This window comes from Rhizobium vallis (assembly GCF_003985155.1).
Lineage (GTDB): Bacteria > Pseudomonadota > Alphaproteobacteria > Rhizobiales > Rhizobiaceae > Rhizobium > Rhizobium vallis.
The window spans coordinates 307054-323447 of sequence record NZ_ML133693.1; the positions used below are offsets into that span (position 1 = coordinate 307054).

Annotated in this window: 14 protein-coding genes; 9 read left to right on the top strand and 5 right to left on the bottom strand. The window is 60.5% G+C overall.

What is annotated here, in order from left to right:
• Positions 1–111: 111 nt before the first annotated feature.
• From repB to EFQ99_RS22715, 3 genes are all read right to left on the bottom strand, one after another.
• Positions 112–1164: a plasmid partitioning protein RepB gene (repB, locus tag EFQ99_RS22705; RefSeq protein WP_126923468.1), complete on the bottom strand. Its 1053-nt coding sequence runs from the start codon at positions 1162–1164 to the stop codon at positions 112–114.
• A 42-nt stretch (positions 1165–1206) separates the two neighbouring features.
• Complete coding sequence (gene repA / locus EFQ99_RS22710; RefSeq protein ID WP_126923469.1) at positions 1207–2421, bottom strand: plasmid partitioning protein RepA; 1215 nt, start codon at positions 2419–2421, stop codon at positions 1207–1209.
• A gap of 506 nt (positions 2422–2927) precedes the next feature.
• Positions 2928–3386 carry a helix-turn-helix domain-containing protein gene (locus tag EFQ99_RS22715; RefSeq protein WP_126923470.1) on the bottom strand — a complete coding sequence of 153 codons (459 nt, stop codon included), beginning with the start codon at positions 3384–3386 and terminating at the stop codon, positions 2928–2930.
• Between the two features lie 353 nt (positions 3387–3739).
• Here EFQ99_RS22715 and EFQ99_RS22720 point away from each other — a divergent pair, with 353 nt between their 5' ends.
• The 5 genes from EFQ99_RS22720 (at position 3740) to EFQ99_RS22740 (ending at position 8625) form a co-directional block, all read left to right on the top strand.
• A complete protein-coding gene (locus EFQ99_RS22720; RefSeq protein WP_126923471.1) occupies positions 3740–4942 on the top strand; it encodes an MFS transporter in 1203 nt (400 codons plus the stop codon).
• A 233-nt stretch (positions 4943–5175) separates the two neighbouring features.
• Complete coding sequence (msuE, locus tag EFQ99_RS22725; protein ID WP_126923472.1) at positions 5176–5736, top strand: FMN reductase; 561 nt, start codon at positions 5176–5178, stop codon at positions 5734–5736.
• 242 nt (positions 5737–5978) lie between these two features.
• Positions 5979–6818 carry a MetQ/NlpA family lipoprotein gene (locus EFQ99_RS22730; RefSeq protein ID WP_126923473.1) on the top strand — a complete coding sequence of 280 codons (840 nt, stop codon included), beginning with the start codon at positions 5979–5981 and terminating at the stop codon, positions 6816–6818.
• Positions 6819–6905: 87 nt separating this feature from the next.
• Positions 6906–7991, top strand: coding sequence for a methionine ABC transporter ATP-binding protein (locus tag EFQ99_RS22735; protein WP_126923474.1), 1086 nt, complete (start codon positions 6906–6908; stop codon positions 7989–7991).
• The gene (locus tag EFQ99_RS22740; RefSeq protein WP_126923475.1) at positions 7972–8625 is read left to right on the top strand and encodes a methionine ABC transporter permease; all 654 of its coding nucleotides are present in this window, start codon (positions 7972–7974) and stop codon (positions 8623–8625) included. The genes EFQ99_RS22735 and EFQ99_RS22740 overlap by 20 nt, the downstream gene beginning before the upstream one ends.
• Here the strand turns inward: EFQ99_RS22740 and EFQ99_RS22745 are convergent, their stop codons facing one another.
• Positions 8626–9984, bottom strand: a complete 1359-nt coding sequence (locus tag EFQ99_RS22745; RefSeq protein ID WP_126923476.1) for an LLM class flavin-dependent oxidoreductase — start codon at positions 9982–9984, stop codon at positions 8626–8628.
• Positions 9985–10106: 122 nt separating this feature from the next.
• Between EFQ99_RS22745 and scpA the strand changes: the two genes are divergently transcribed.
• A complete protein-coding gene (gene scpA, locus EFQ99_RS22750) occupies positions 10107–12245 on the top strand; it encodes a methylmalonyl-CoA mutase (RefSeq protein WP_126923477.1) in 2139 nt (712 codons plus the stop codon).
• A gap of 57 nt (positions 12246–12302) precedes the next feature.
• Here scpA and EFQ99_RS22755 read toward each other — a convergent pair whose 3' ends face one another.
• The gene (locus tag EFQ99_RS22755; protein ID WP_126923478.1) at positions 12303–13463 is read right to left on the bottom strand and encodes a fumarylacetoacetate hydrolase family protein; all 1161 of its coding nucleotides are present in this window, start codon (positions 13461–13463) and stop codon (positions 12303–12305) included.
• A gap of 369 nt (positions 13464–13832) precedes the next feature.
• On the opposite strand from EFQ99_RS22755, the gene EFQ99_RS22760 reads away from it, so the two are divergent.
• The 3 genes from EFQ99_RS22760 to EFQ99_RS22770 are packed head-to-tail and all read left to right on the top strand — an operon-like array spanning position 13833 to position 16378.
• Positions 13833–14843 (top strand): Gfo/Idh/MocA family protein, encoded by a 1011-nt coding sequence (locus EFQ99_RS22760; RefSeq protein WP_126923479.1) that lies wholly within the window; start codon positions 13833–13835, stop codon positions 14841–14843.
• A gap of 10 nt (positions 14844–14853) precedes the next feature.
• A complete protein-coding gene (locus EFQ99_RS22765; protein WP_126923480.1) occupies positions 14854–15951 on the top strand; it encodes a Gfo/Idh/MocA family protein in 1098 nt (365 codons plus the stop codon).
• Between the two features lie 16 nt (positions 15952–15967).
• Positions 15968–16378: a VOC family protein gene (locus tag EFQ99_RS22770; RefSeq protein WP_126923481.1), complete on the top strand. Its 411-nt coding sequence runs from the start codon at positions 15968–15970 to the stop codon at positions 16376–16378.
• The last annotated feature ends 16 nt before the right edge of the window (positions 16379–16394 follow it).

Genomic DNA, 16394 nt, shown 5'->3' on the forward strand with positions numbered 1-16394 from the left:
CAAATTCGGTGCCAAAGACTCTTGACTATGATTCGCGGAAATGTGATTCTCTGGGTGTCTAGATCAGAGAGGGCTTCCGCGACGGCAACGTTCGGGGGCCTTTTCTTTTGCTTATTGATCTCCGTTTTTCGTCAAATTCTGTGTCTTCTCGAACGCCTCGTAGAGGCGATCCAGATTGCTGGTAATATAGGCTCCAAAGGCAGAGGCCTTCTCCGCCTTCAGCGCTATGGTGAACTGTTTTCCGTCATCCTTGATCTTCGCCTTGACCGCGCCGTCTTTACGCTGCCAGGCACGCGCCGTGGGCTGAAGCGTCGCGATGGATGACGTCTGCTGTTGCCTTCTGCTGATAAAGGCAACCAGCATATCGAAGCGGGCATCCGGCTCCGCCGTCTCGAATTCCTCCGAACTGGTGAACTCGATCGCCCGAGCGGCGATGTTCTCAGTCTCGAATTTTACCGACAGATCATGCCAGCGGTCGCGGCCAGTGGTCTTGGCCGCGCCGATGGCGGTTAGAACTTCAGCCGGGATCCGCTTGGTGACGGACAGCATCTTGGAAACCGTCGTCTTGTCGGCACTGAGGGCGGACATAATCGTTTCTCTGTCAAAACCCAACGTGTCGAGCTTGTCGGCGAACATCGTCCTTTCGATGAAGGAGAGATCCGCGCGTGCCGAATTCTCCTGGCCCTGCGCAATGACGTGATCGCGATCGTCAAGTTTCTTGACCACGGCGCGAACGGGCCGGCCGAGCTCCTTGGCGGCTCGAGCACGGCGATGGCCGAAGGCGATCTGATATCGGCCGTCCTTCTGAGGATGCGGGCGAACGAGGATCGGCGAATCCTGACCGCGCAGGCGTATCGCTTCGACCAGTTCGCGGAATTGCTCGTCGGTATGCGCCAGCCGGTCCGTCACAAAGGAATCTTCAATCAGGGTGGGATCGAGATCGATCACCGTCTCGCCGGTCGCGAGCTTCTCCTCGATCGCCTTCGCCGCATCGGCCTTGGCGGCCAAGGCATCGATACTGCGCGTGACGGCGCCGAGAGCGCCAATCCCCTTGTAGGTGATCTGCTGTTTTTCGTCCTTATGGGGCGGTTCGTCTTCGTTGTTTACCGCAGTAAACTTCTTGGAATCGTCCATCAGGCCTGAGAGGAGATTCTTACGCGCCATCAGCCAGCTCCTCGTCCCAGTTTACCGCAGTAAACTCCTTGGTCATTTCCGCCCCCAAGCCCCGTGGATGAGATCGATGATCTCATTATTGACGGCGTCCATCGCCTCCATGGCGCGATCATAGGTCGCGCGGGTAAATTGACTCCGCTCGACCTCGTAAAGCGTCTGGTTGGTCATCGCCGCATCGGAGATCGCCACACTGCGCAACATCGGGTTGGTCAGCACATGATTCTTGAACATTGAGCGCATGAAGGCGACCATCTGCGTCTGCGGGCCGTCTTGCGGATCGTAGCGGGTGACGAGATAACGCAGCCAGTCGAGGTTCATGTTGCCGCCGGCCCCCTTCAGCGTGTTCAGGACCTCGCCGAGCATCTGCAGGAACTGGCACATCGACATGACATCGAGCATCTGCGGATGAACGGTGATCAGAACCGCGGTCGCCCCGCAAATGGCGCTCATTGTCAGAAAGCCGAGCTGAGGAGGGCAGTCGATGATGACGACGTCGTAATCGTCGGCGACGGAGGACAGCGCCTCGTCCAGCCGGGCGAAGAAGACGCGTCCATAATCACCCGCCTTGCCCTGCGCAAGCACGCGCGGCGTATCATGCTCGAATTCCATCAGCTCGAGATTGCCCGGCACCAGATGAAGGTTGGGGAAATTCGTCGGCCGGATGATCTCTCGGAGCGGCCGCCGCTGATCGTCATAGCGAATGGCGGCGTAGAGCGTCTCATTCTCGTTAACGTCGAACTCCGGCTGGAAGCCGTGGATGGCAGAAAGAGACGCCTGCGGATCGAGGTCGACGGCGAGGACGCGATGACCGGTCAGGGCAAGGTGCTGGGCAAGATGCGCAGCACTCGTCGTCTTGCCGCTGCCCCCCTTGAAGTTGACGACCGCAACGACTTGCAGATGTTCGTTGCCGCGGCGATGGCGCACATAATGTGTTCCGGCACGGGCATGGTGCTCCAGAAAGGCGCGCATCTCTTCCATCTGCCCTGCCGTATAGGATCGCCGGCCTGACGGCGTGACCTGGGGAAGGGCGCCCTTGCCTTCCAGCGACAGATTGCGAAGATAGCCGCTGGTCACGCCGAGAAAACGCGCGACTTCGGCGAGCTGAAATTCCCGCAGGCCCTTGAGTGCACGCGGCGGAAACATTTCCAGCCGATGCTGCTTCAGCTTATCGGACAGTTCCTGCGCCTGGCCAATGATCAGCTGATCGACATCGGAAATTGCTTTTTCTATCTGCGGTGCCATATTCATGGAAATCTCGAAAATGCGATTTAAAAGCCCTGTGAGCTTTGAAAGCGCATTTAGCGCCGATTCTGGAGGAGTGGCAAGGCAAATAGGGTTAACAAGGCCCTATCGCTGGGTTGTCCAACCTTTTTCAAAGGTTGGACATATTGCCCTGTGCGCCAGGGGAGGGCGCAACCGCACATTCACAGATCGAATCGCAACGTGCCATAGCCGGCACTATAGCGGATCGGAATGCATCGGAAGAGTATTAGGGCGGGCACCGGCGCTTGAGGCGAACTCCACGGGGAGGGGCCCGAACGGTCGCGATCGGTCCAGCCCGCCTCTGGTCGTCCATGCAGCAGTCGCGGTGAGGAGGTTCGGCAGCGAGCACGGAAATTCGCTCTCGGCCCGACCTCGGGAGACAATGGATCGGAAGCAGACTCTTTTCCGGGAACGCTACCGGACATCCGTCGAGCCAATCGGCGGCAATTCACCAAATGACTCGAGCCTGAGCTTTGGCGAATATCGCCCGGCTATTCTCCGAGGGGAAGGGCGACCTCGGTCATGGAGATTCCTAACGGCAGGCCGTGACTTTCGGCCTGCGCCATCGCCTTTACCAGCGCAATGATCGTTTCGCGGATATTGCGGTCGGCAATCTTCAGAAAGGCGCGATTGAGCACCAATCCCTCTTTCGTTTGCAGAAATTCCGCGACCGGATCTCCATTCGTCGCCAGATCCAGCCCCCGCGGCGTCGCCAGCTCGGAATCTCCCTGTTCGAAGAAGAAGCTCACCGACGTATGAAGCACATCGGCGATCCGCTGCAGACGGCTCGCGCCGATCCGGTTGATGCCCTTCTCATATTTCTGAACCTGCTGAAAGGTCACGCCGATCTGGTCGGCGAGCCGTTCTTGGCTCATGCCGAGCAACTGCCGGCGCATTCTTATGCGCGCGCCGACATAGCCGTCTATTGCATTCGGTGTCTTGACATTCATCGCGTGTTTTCAGCCTCGATCGCATTTTCAATCGGCGCAGCTCTATTATCCCAGGCGTCGGTTTTCCATGATTGTTTTCACATTGCATATTCAGGATGCGATGATCGCGACCGACTGTGGTATGAAAGCCCCCATCAGGGAGACACAAACCTTTCCAAAATCTCGCGGCAGAACGGCAAATCGGACAAAAGCCGTACCGTTCCCGATGAAACTGGGCTGTGATTGCCACCGGCCTTGCGCTAAATCCACTTCAGCGACCGTCGCTCGACTTTTTCCCAGCCCCGATCGCCCGAAAATCCACCGAAAAATAACTAGGCACGGCACCACCGTGCCTGTGTGCAGGAGGAGTATTCATGGCAATCGTTGCCGAGAGCGCGCCCCGTTTCGAAAAGACAGCGATGTCGATCCTGATAGCGGTCAGCTTCTGCCACATGCTGAACGACATCATGCAGTCGCTGCTTGCCTCGCTCTACCCGCTGTTCAAGGCGAATTACGATCTGAATTTCGTCCAGATCGGCCTCCTCACCATGACTTTCCAGGTCACGGCTTCGCTGTTGCAGCCGGTGGTCGGTATCGTCACCGACCGTTGGCCGATGCCCTATTCGCTGCCTGTGGGTATGGCGAGCACGTTCTGCGGCCTCATTCTGCTCGGCAATGCCGGCAGCTTCGAACTGCTGCTGGTTGCCGCCAGTCTGATCGGCTTCGGCTCAGCGGTCTTCCATCCGGAATCCTCGCGCGTCGCCCGTATTGCCTCCGGCGGCCGCCACGGTTTCGCGCAATCCTTCTTCCAGGTCGGCGGCAATGCCGGCCAGGCGATCGGCCCACTGCTTGCCGCCTTCATCGTACTGCCGCTCGGCCAGCACAGCGTCTCCTGGTTTGCCGTCATCGCCATGGTCGGCATGATCGTGCTGAGTTGGGTGGGCAATTGGTACATGAGCCACAGACGCCAGAATGCGAGCAAGCACGCCGTCAGCCGTGCCCTGCCGCTGCCGCAAAACCGGGTCGTCTGGGCGCTGCTGATCCTCGTGCTTTTGACGGCAACGAAGAATGTCTACATGGCAAGCGTGTCGAGCTATTTCACGTTCTATGTCATCGACAAGTTCGAACTCAGCGTGCAGCAGGCGCAGCTGATGCTCTTCCTGTTCCTCGGCTCGGTCGCCGTCGGCACCTTCCTCGGCGGGCCGATCGGCGATCGCTTCGGCGCCCGTTTCGTCATCTGGTTCTCGATCCTCGGCGTCATTCCCTTCGCACTGCTCCTGCCCTATGCAAACCTTTTCTGGACGGGCGTGCTCAGCGTCGTCATTGGGCTGGTCTTCGCCTCGGCCTTCTCGGCGATCGTCGTTTTCGCGCAGGAACTGGTGCCAGGCCGTGTCGGGCTGATTGCCGGCGTCTTCTTCGGCTTCGCCTTCGGGGCAGGGGGGCTTGGTGCGGCACTGCTCGGCAATTTCGCCGATACTCACGGCATCGATTTCGTCTACCGCATCTGCTCCTACCTGCCGCTGCTCGGTCTTCTGACGGTCTTCCTGCCGCGCATCCCAAAGCAGAAACCGGCTTGAGACGGTATCGGCCCAGCCGGCCCGAAGCTGCGATCTTGGCGTTTTGCGACAGATCATTGCAACAGCCTTCCCTTTTGCCGGTTTAGTTTTGCGCGGCCGACTGCGGCAGACATGAACGTATTTTTCTCCTCATATCGAGAAGAGGGATCACCATTCCTTTAATCCACTATTTTTATAGATAATATTCATCCAACCATGACGTCAGTCCCGGCACGATATTGGAAGGAAATGGCATGTCTGCTCACAAACTGGTCGGCCTTGCGGGTAGCTTCAATCGCCCCTCGAAGACCTTTGCGCTTGTCGAAAACATTGCAGGCCTCGCCGGCGAGCGATACGGCTTCAAGAACACCATTTACGACCTGACCGATGTCGGCCCCTCGCTTGGCCAGGCGCTGCGCCGTGACGAACTCGACAATCGCGCCAAGGAAATCATCGACGACATCGTCAATGCCGACGTGCTGGTCGTCGGAGCGCCGACCTACAAGGGCAGCTATCCCGGTCTCTTCAAGCATCTGATCGATCTGATCGATCCGCATGAGCTGCGCGCCAAGCCGATCGTGATCACTGCGACCGGCGGCGGCGACCGCCATGCGCTGATGGTCGAGCACCAGCTGCGGCCGCTCTTCGGCTTCTTCATGTCGCATACGCTGCCGACAGCGGTCTACGCGTCCGATCGCGACTTCACCGACTATCGCGTCTCATCCGAACCGCTTTCCAAGCGGATCGACGAAGTCATCGGGGAGCTGGCGGCCTTCTTTCCCAGCCGGAACCAGGCTCTTATCGCCGCCGAATGAAAACGGTCGGCCAGGCTTGAAACGGCGCCCCTGAGGCGCCGTTTTCGTTTTTGGGCACCACTCGCAAGTGGTTATAGTCCATAAATTTGATGGAAATTTATCCTGCCGATTCCAATCGCGAGGCAAGAGTTTTCCCGACCCTTCCTCCATATCAGACATTCGTGCTTCGCTCCCGATACGCGCATTTGCCATGATCTGCTTGCTCGGGGCGCTTGGCCTCATTCAGTCAGACGGGATACAAAATGACCAAGAACAATAATCTTCACGGCTTCCACCTTTCGCGCCGCGCGGCTCTTGCAGCCGCCGCTGTTTCCGCTGCCGCACTTTTTGCCTTTGCGGCACCCGCTCCTTCCTTTGCCGAGGACAAGTCGATCAAGGTCGGCATCATGAGTGGCGAGGATGAAGATGTCTGGCGTGTCGTGACCAGCGAAGCCGCCAAGAAGGGTCTCAAGATCGAAACGATCACCTTCAACGATTATACTCAGCCGAACGAAGCGCTGGAGCGCGGCGAAATCGACGCGAATGCCTTTCAGCACAAGCCCTATCTCGACAATCAGATCAAACAGCACGGCTATCATATCACCCCTGTCGGCTATACAGGCGTCTGGCCGATCGGCCTTTACAGCAAGAAGCACAAGTCCGTTGCCGAGCTGCCCAAGGGTGCCGTGATCGGCGTTCCGAACGATCCGTCCAACGAAGGCCGTGCGCTGCGCGTTCTGCAGAACGAAGGCCTGATCAAGCTGAAGGATGGCACGGGCATTCTGGCAACGATCGTCGACGTCTCGGAAAACCCAAAGAACATTGAGATCCGCGAACTCGACGCAGGTATCGTCGGCCGTTCGATCGACGATCTGGATGCGGGTATCGTCAACACCGACTGGGCGCTGAAGAGTGGTCTTTCGCCGGCCGAGCGCATTGCGCAGGAGCCGATTGCCGACAATCCGTACCGCAACTTCATCGCCGTCAAGGACGAGAACAAGGACGCCGACTGGGTCAAGACGCTTGTGTCCTCCTATCAGAACGAGACCGTCAAGGCCGAGTTCGAAAAGGTCTACAAGGGGACGGGTCTCAGCGCCTATTGATCCAAGAGAAGGCGGGTTAAGGCCTGCCGAGAGGCGGTCCGGGCATTCCTCGCCCGGGCCGCCTTCAGTGTTTATAAGGAAAAGCACATGAATTCCTTTGTTTCCGCCACGTCGATCGAGGCCCATCCGCAAGCGGCGGCCGAAGAGGTGGTGAGACTTACCGACGTGAAGCGGCGGTTCGGAACCACTCCGGCGCTCGACGGCATCTCGCTGACAGTGAAGAGGGGCGAAATCCTCGGCATCATCGGTCGCAGCGGCGCCGGCAAATCGACGCTGATCCGCTGCCTCAACGGTCTGGAGCGTGCCGATAGCGGCGAAATCTTCATCGAAGGCCGCGATATTATCCGACTTCAGGAACAGGAACTACAGCCGCTGCGCCGCCGCATCGGCATGATCTTCCAGCATTTCAATCTGCTGTCGGCCAAGACCGTCGAGGAAAATGTCGCCCTTCCGCTGAAGATCGAGGGCGTTTCAAAGAACGAGCGCTTGAAGCGGGCGCATGAACTCCTCGATCTCGTTGGCCTTGCCGACAAGGCGAAGGCCTATCCCGCCTCGCTCTCCGGCGGCCAGAAGCAACGCGTCGGCATTGCCCGGGCGCTCGCCGCACGCCCGGCGCTGCTGCTCTCCGATGAAGCGACATCGGCGCTCGATCCGGAAACGACGCGGTCGATCCTGGCCCTGCTCAAGGACATCAACCGTAAGCTCGGCCTGACAATCCTGCTGATCACCCATGAGATGGAAGTGGTGCGCGGCATTGCCGATCGCGTCGCGGTCATCGATGCCGGGCGGATCGTTGAGGAAGGACAGGTTTGGTCGGTCTTCGCCAACCCGCGGGCTGATATCACCAGGAGCCTGCTCGGCGGCATCCGCCCACAGCTTCCCGACCACATCGCCCGTCGGCTTTCGAAGACCGGGGGAAGCGAAGCGATCCTTAGCGTCGATCTTGCCGGACCTGAAGCGCAAGGTGCTCTCTTTGCCGAGCTCTCGGCGGCGCTGCCGCATTCCTTCCGCCTCGTCCATGGCGGCATCGACCACATTCAGAACCAGCCGGTGGCGCGGTTCTTCATCGCCGTTCCCAGCCGCGACCCCGCGCTTGCCGGAAAGGTCGAACAATTCCTGACGGCCCGGTCTGCCCGGGTGGAGGTGCTTGGTTATGACACCGATCATGTTTGAACTGCTTCTTCGCTCCCTTTGGGAGACGATCCTGATGACCATCGCCTCCGGAGTGATCTCGCTCGTCGCCGGCCTGCCACTCGGCCTTGCCCTCGTCGTAACGGCGCGCGGCGGCATTGCCGAAAGCCTTTCGATCAATCGCGCGCTCGGCGCCGTGATCAACGGTTTCCGCTCGGTGCCCTTCATCATCCTGCTGGTGGCGCTGATCCCGCTGACACGGCTGATCGTCGGCACGGCGCTCGGTACCTGGGCGGCGATTGTGCCGCTCGCCATCGCCGCGACACCCTATTACGCTCGCATCGCCGAAGTATCCCTACGTGAGGTCGACCGCGGACTGATCGACGCCGTCCGTGCAATGGGCGGCAATCGCTGGACGATCATTCGGGAGGTGCTGGTGCCCGAAGCACTGCCGGGCATCATCGCCGGTTTCACCGTCACGCTGGTGACGCTGATCGGCGCTTCCGCCATGGCGGGCGCGATCGGCGCCGGCGGCCTCGGCGATCTCGCCATCCGCTATGGCTATCAGCGCTTCGAAACCAATGTGATGATCGCGGTGGTCGCGGTTCTCATCGTCCTCGTCTGCGGCATCCAGTGGCTCGGCGATCGGCTGGTGGCCAAGCTGGATCACAAATGATCAGCGCCTGAAGCTGGCGGCGGGATGAGCGGCGGGCAATCTGCCGTTCCCGCCGCCGAAGAGCTTCTGCCGCAGCGGCCCTTCGGCATAATCCGCCTTGAACAGACCACGCTCCTGAAGCACTGGCACCACCAGTTTGACGAAATCGCGCAGGCTCTCCGGCGCCACCGTCCGCGCCAGGTTGAAGCCATCGATGTCAGCTTCCTTGATCCATGTCTTGAGATGATCGGCGATCTGCTCGGGCGAGCCGACGATCGGCTTCATCCGGCTGCCGAGCACCATCTGGTCGATGATATCGCGCTTCGTCACCGGTTTTGCCGCTTGTTTGGTAATTGCCGCGAGCGCCGATTGATTGGCGTTCGTCGAGTTCTGGTCGATGACGTCGTCCAGACCATACTTCGAAAAGTCGATACCGACGGAAGCGGAGTAATGCGCAAGCGAAGCCTCGACACTGGCATGGCGGCGATATTCCTCCAGTTTGTCTTGCGCTTGCCTCTCCGTGCGCCCGACGACGACGGTGATCAGGTTCAGGATCTTCAACGCGCCGGCGCCGCGGCCGAATGCGTCCGCTCTCGACCGCAGCGCATCGACGGTCGGCCGGGCCGCCTTGGGATTCGGCGCAGCGATGAAGACACATTCGGCATGGCGGGCGGCAAAATCCTGCCCGCGCGCCGAGGCGCCGGCCTGGAAGAGCAGGGGAGTGCGCTGCGGAGAGGGTTCGGAAAGATGGGTGCCCTCCATCCTGTAATATTTACCGTCATGACGGACGGCGCGCACTTTCGCTGGATCGGCATAGATGCCTGCCGCCTTGTCGCGTGAGACCGCATCGTCGTCCCAGCTGCCCTCCCAGAGCTTGTAGACGATTTCGAGATATTCCTCGGCTGCGTCGTAGCGCTCATCATGTTCCGGCAGCTTGTCGAAACCCATGCTGCGGGCGGCGCTGTCGAGATAACCGGTGACGATGTTCCAGCCGATCCGCCCCTTGGTCAGGTGATCGAGCGTCGACATGCGCCGTGCCAGCAGGAAGGGCGGCTCGAAGGTAGTGTTGACGGTGACGCCGAAACCCAGATGTTTGGTGACATGGGCCATCGCAGAAATCGGGATTAGCGGATCGTTGACGGGGATCTGCGCCGCCGTCTCGATGACCGGCGCCGGGCTACCCTTGTAGACGTCATAGACGCCGACGATATCGGCCAGGAAGATGCCGTCCAGCTTGCCGCGCTCGGCGGTCTCGGCAAACTCCGTCCAATAAGCGAGATCGGTATAGCGCATCGACTGGTCGCGCGGATGCGTCCAGAGGCCGTGGTTGATGTGCCCGACGCAATTCATGTCGAAGGCGTAGATCTGCATTGTCTTCATGAGGCAGGTCCTAAGGCCGGCAATAGAAATCAATGATTTGCTGCGTTACTTATCCTAAGGCTGTATCGCACGAGGAACCTGTGAAATGGTAGGCTGCGGATGAAAAAAGCCGGAGGAGACGCATGACGAAGAAGAAGATGTCGGATTGGGCGGAACTTGTGCAAAAGGAACTGCGCGCCTCGCCCGAGACGCTCACCTGGCACACGCCGGAAGGCATTGCCGTCAAGCCGCTCTATACGCAGGAGGATATCGAAGGCGCCGAGCACCTCGGCTCGCTTCCCGGTTTTTCGCCGTTCACCCGCGGGCCGCGCGCGACGATGTATGCCGGCCGCCCCTGGACGATCCGCCAATATGCCGGTTTCTCCACCGCCGAGGCGTCGAATGCCTTCTATCGCAAGGCGCTTGCCGCAGGGCAGCAGGGCGTCTCCGTCGCCTTCGATCTCGCCACCCACCGCGGTTATGACAGCGACCATCCGCGCGTCGAAGGCGATGTCGGCAAGGCCGGTGTGGCAATCGACAGTGTCGAGGACATGAAGATCCTGTTCGACAGCATTCCGCTGGAGAAGATTTCCGTCTCCATGACGATGAACGGCGCCGTCATCCCGATTCTCGCCTCCTTCATCGTGGCGGGCGAGGAGCAGGGTGTCCCGAAGGCCGAACTGTCGGGGACCATTCAGAACGACATCCTCAAGGAGTTCATGGTCCGCAACACCTATATCTATCCGCCCGAACCCTCGATGCGGATCGTCGCCGACATCATCGAATATACGGCAAGGGAGATGCCGAAGTTCAATTCGATCTCCATCTCCGGCTATCACATGCAGGAGGCCGGAGCGACGCTGGTGCAGGAGCTCGCCTTCACGCTCGCCGATGGCCGCGAATATGTCCGTGCGGCGATCGCCAAGGGCCTTAATGTCGATGATTTTGCCGGAAGGCTCTCCTTCTTCTTCGCGATCGGCATGAACTTCTTCATGGAGGCGGCGAAGCTGCGCGCCGCCCGGTTGCTCTGGACCCGTATCATGGAGGAGTTCCAGCCGCAGAAGGCCTCCTCGCTGATGCTACGCACCCATTGCCAGACATCAGGCGTCTCGCTGCAGGAACAGGACCCCTACAACAACATCATCCGCACCGCTTTCGAGGCGATGTCGGCCGTGCTCGGCGGCACGCAGTCGCTGCACACCAATTCTTTCGACGAGGCGATTGCGCTGCCGACGGAATTTTCCGCCCGCATCGCCCGCAACACCCAGCTTATCCTGCAGCATGAAACCGGCGTGACCAAAGTGGTCGATCCGCTTGCCGGCTCCTATTACGTCGAAAGCCTCACGAAAGAACTTGCAGACAAGGCCTGGGCGCTGATCGAAGAGGTCGAGGCGCTCGGGGGCATGACGAAAGCCGTCAACGAGGGGCTGCCGAAGCGGTTGATCGAAGAGGCCGCGACCCGTCGCCAGGCCGCAGTCGACAAGGGCGAGGAAGTCATTGTCGGCGTCAACAAGTACCGCTTGGAGACCGAGGAAGAGATCGACATCCTGGCGATCGACAACGCGGCCGTGCGCATTGCCCAGATCAAGCGGATCGAGGAAACGAAGCGCCGCCGCGATGGCGCGAAGACTGCCGAAGCTCTTGCGGCTCTTTCGCATGTTGCCCGTAGCGGGCAGGGCAATCTGCTCGCCGCCGCCGTCGAGGCGGCCCGCGCCCGCGCCACCGTCGGCGAGATTTCGGATGCGATGCGGCAGGCCTTCGGCGATCACGCCGCAACGCCCGAAGTCATCAAGGACGTCTATGGCGAGGCCTATCGTAGCGAGCCTGAGCTCGCCGTGCTGAAGACCCGCATGGCGGAGGTGACGGAGGCGATGGGGCATCGGCCGAAAATCATGGTCGCCAAGCTCGGCCAGGACGGGCACGACCGGGGCGCCAAGGTGATCGCCTCGGCCTTCGGCGACATCGGCTTCGACGTGCTTGCCGGACCGCTGTTCCAGACGCCTGATGAAGCGGCCGAGATGGCGCTTGGCGAAAGGGTCAATGTCGTCGGTGTTTCATCGCTCGCGGCTGGCCACAAGACGCTGTTGCCGCAGTTGATCGACAAGCTGAAGGCGCAGGGCGGCGGCGATATCATCGTCGTCTGCGGCGGCGTCATCCCCCGGCAGGATTATGAATTCCTGCACGAACACGGCGTTGCCGCCGTGTTCGGGCCGGGAACAAATGTTCTCGAAGCGGCGAATTCCGTCCTCGACCTATTGCAGGGCAGGCGGCGAAACCAATAGCTCATAACATTTGTGCAATTCCGGACGCAAAACGCTGCGCACTTTTGCTGGTATTGCTTAGAGCAGCCCGCGCTTGGCAAGGTTGCTCATCAGCGCCGAAATACCGAAGGTCCAGGGCGGGCATTCGGTGGAGAGGCGCACGGTGTTGACGAGCGTGCCGAGCCCCGCCGAGGAAATCTCGACGACATCGCCGATCTTGTGCGTGAAACCCTGCTTCGGCGCGTCGCGATCCTGTGTCGGCGCAAACAACGTGCCGAGAAACAGCATGAAACCATCAGGATATTGATGGTGGGGGCCGAGCGTCTGCTTGACGAGATCGGTCGGATCGCGGCTGATCTGCGACATCGAACTCTTGCCGTGCAGCACGAAGCCATCCTCTCCTGACACCTTCAGGTCGAGCTCGGCCTTGCGCACGTCATCCAGACCGTAACCGGCATCGAACAAGCGGACGAAGGGGCCGATCGAGCAGGAAGCGTTGTTGTCCTTGGCCTTGCCGAGCAGCAGCGCCGAGCGTCCTTCGACGTCGCGCAGATTGACGTCGTTGCCGAGCGTCACGCCCTTGATCTCGCCGCGGCTGTTGACCGCCAGCACGATTTCCGGCTCGGGGTTGTTCCAGGTCGAGATCGGATGCAGGCCGACATCCGCCCCCCAGCCGACGGAGGAGAGCACCGGCGCCTTGGTGAAGACCTCGGCATCGGGACCGATGCCGACTTCGAGATATTGCGACCACATGCCCTCGTCGATCAGGGCCTGCTTGACCTTTGCAGCCTCCGGAGAACCGGCCTTGAGATTGGTAAGGCTGCCGCCGATCAGAGTGCTGACCCGCTCGCGGATCGAGGCGGCGCGTTCGGGATTGCCGGCTGCCTTCTCCTCGATGACACGCTCGATCATCGACTGCGCGAAGGTAACGCCGCAGGCCTTGACCGCCTGCAGATCGGCTGGGGCAAGGAGATAGGGGCGTGCCCTATCCGGCGCTCCGATGCTGTTGGTGGTAATCTCCTCCAGCGAGGCGATTGCCTTGCCGTTTGCAGCTCGGGCGAAGCCCGCGGCATCCTGCCTCTCCAGCAGGGCGCTCAGCGTCGGCGCCTCGCGCGACGTGATATCGATGAGCTGCTCCTCCCGAAGCGTGACGATACTCGGGCCGGCAATCTCGGGATTCCAGACGCGGCCGACAAAAAGACCGCCCGAAGCGGCGGCATCGAGAAGGGGATGGGACATGGTGATCTTCCGTCGCAGGCGAGCGGGGGAGCGCTCTTCAGAGATTCTGAGGTCGTTGCCGCCCTCCAACCCGGCGGCGTCGAAATCGATCACATTCACGGAGATGGAGCAAGGGAGGCGGGGGAAAAAGACTTTCGCCCGATCGGATCGAATGGGTGGTCTGCTGCCCGGAATTCCAGTGAACGAAAGGCATAAATAACTATTTAGATACATAATAATTGTTATTTTTCAGGAACTTATATATGACATTTGACGATTTTACCCTTCACCTCGCCTTGACAGGAGCCAACTTTCGTTATCTGTTTTGGCCGACATGGAGGATGCCGGCGTCGGCCGGCCGCACAAAAATCCCGGGAGGATATTGCAGCGATGTTGAGATTTGCCGTCGTCGGAATCGACCATGGGCATACGTTCGATCATGTGAAAGGACTGCTGGCGTCAGGCGGCGAGTTCGTCGGCTATTGCCCTCAGACCACGGTGCCGGCATTGCGTGAGGCCTTCGAGAAGACTTATCCCGATGCGCCGCAGATCGACCGGGAGAAGTTGTTTGCCGATCCGTCGATCGACGTCATCTGCATTGCCGCGATCCCGCGCGACCGCGCCGGTCTTGCCATCCGCGCGATGAAGGCGGGCAAGGACGTGATGACGGACAAGCCTGGTGTGACCACCTTCGCCCAGCTCGAGGAGGTCAAGAAGACCGTTGCCGAGACCGGCAAAATCTTCTCCATCTGCTTTTCCGAGCGCCATTGCGTGCGCTCCGCCGTCAAGGCCGGCAAACTCGTCGCCGAGGGCGCGATCGGCAAGGTCATCCAGACGCTCGGCGTCGGTCCGCATCGGCTGCAGCTGCCGACCCGGCCGGACTGGTTCTTCGATCCGGAAGCTTTCGGCGGAATCATCGTCGATATCGCCTCGCATCAGGTCGACCAGTTCCTGTTCTATACCGGCTCGACGTCCGGCGAGGTTATCGCCAGCTCGATCGGCAATTTCGGCATGCCCGACAAGCCGGCCTTTGAGGATTTCGGCGAGGTGCTGCTGCGCTCCGACACGGCGGCAGGTTATGTCCGCGTCGACTGGTTCACGCCGGAGGCGCTGCCGACCTGGGGTGACGGGCGCCTGACGATCCTCGGCACCGAAGGCTACATCGAGCTGCGCAAATATATCGATATTGCCGGCCGGCCGGGCAAGGATCACCTCTTCCTCGTCAACGGCAAGGAAATGACCCATATCGATTGCAGCGGCGAAAAACTCGACTATTTCGATGCTTTCACCGCCGACGTCGGCAATCGCACCCAGACGGCGATGACGCACGATCACGTTTTCGAAGTCTGCCGCCTTTCGCTCGAAGCCCAGACGAAAGCCGCGCGCATCGGCGCTCGCTGAGGAGGATATCATGACCAGGAAATTGCGCGTCGGGGTCATCGGCGCAGGCATCGCCTCGCGGCATCTGACCGGCTTCAGCTGGAACAAGGATCTCTTCGAGGTTCCGGTGCTCTGCTCGCTCGACGAGGAGCGCGGCAAGGCGCTTTGCGAAGAATTCGGGATCGGCGAATACACGCAGGATGCCGATTCGCTGTTTGCCCGCGACGACCTCGACATCATCGATATTTCGACGCCGCCGAGCTCGCATTTCGAACTCTGCCGTAAGGGCATCGAATCCGGCAAGCACGTGATCTGCGAGAAGCCGCTCTTCGGCTCGATCGCCGAGGTCGACGAGATGGAGCGTATCCTGGCGCGCTTCCCCGGCCGGAAGCTGATGCCGATCTTCCAGTATAGATACGGCTCCGGCCTGCAGAAGCTGAAGCTGCTGATCGAACGCGGCCTTGCCGGCAAGCCGTTCCTGACGACGATCGAGACGCATTGGTGGCGCGGCCCGGATTATTATGCTGTGCCATGGCGCGGCAAGTGGGCAACCGAACTCGGCGGCGGTCTTCTCGGACACGCCATTCACGCCCATGACATGCTGAACTACGTGCATGGTCCCTGCGCCGAGGTGTTTTCCTATGGCGCCACACTGGTCAATCCGATTGAGGTCGAGGATACGGCCGCTCTTTCGGTGAAGATGCAGAACGGCTCGCTGGCGACACTGTCGATGACGCTCGGCTCGCGCAAGGAGATCTCCCGGCTGCGCTTCTGCTTCAACGACCTCGTCGCCGAAAGCATCATCGAACCTTATACGATGGGCCGTGATCCGTGGACATTCGTCGCCGGGACAGAGGAACATCAGGCGCGGATCGATGAGGCGCTCGCTGGCTACGTGCCCGGCGAGGATGGCTACACCCGTCAATTCGAGCTCTTCCATAAGGCGATCGTCGACGACAAGGACCCGCCGGTGACATTGCAGGATGCCCGCAATTCGCTGGAACTGGTGACTGCAGCCTATTTTTCGCAACGCACCGGCAAGCCGACGCCGATGCCGATTGCGCCCGATCATCCGCTTTACCGATCCTGGCTTCCGGAAGAGGAACGGCGCGCTGCCAGCGTCGTGTGAGCAGGGAAGGGGTCCCATGCTGAAATCCTTCGAGCATGTCGGCATGACGGTCAGCGACATGGATCGCGCCATCGATTTCTACTGCGGCCTGCTCGGCCTCAGCCTCGTGCTGCGCAAGACGATGGCGAGTGGCATGCAGGTGGCGTTCCTCGATGCAGGCGGCGGCATGCTGGAAGTCTTTGCCCCGCCTGGCGGCGCATCGAGGGCGGTCGACGTGCCTGAAGATACGGCAGGCGTCCGGCATCTCACCTTCCATTTCGACAATGTCGACGAGACCTTCGCCCGCCTTGAACAGGCGGGCGTCGAGGTCAAGGAGCGTCCGCGCCTCGCCGTGCACTCCGAGATGCTGAACAAGATCGCCTTCGTTCGCGATCCCGACGGCATCATCGTCGAGCTAGCCGAGCGCTCCCAGAGCCGCCAGGGCTGACGTGGAGCCCTTCGGG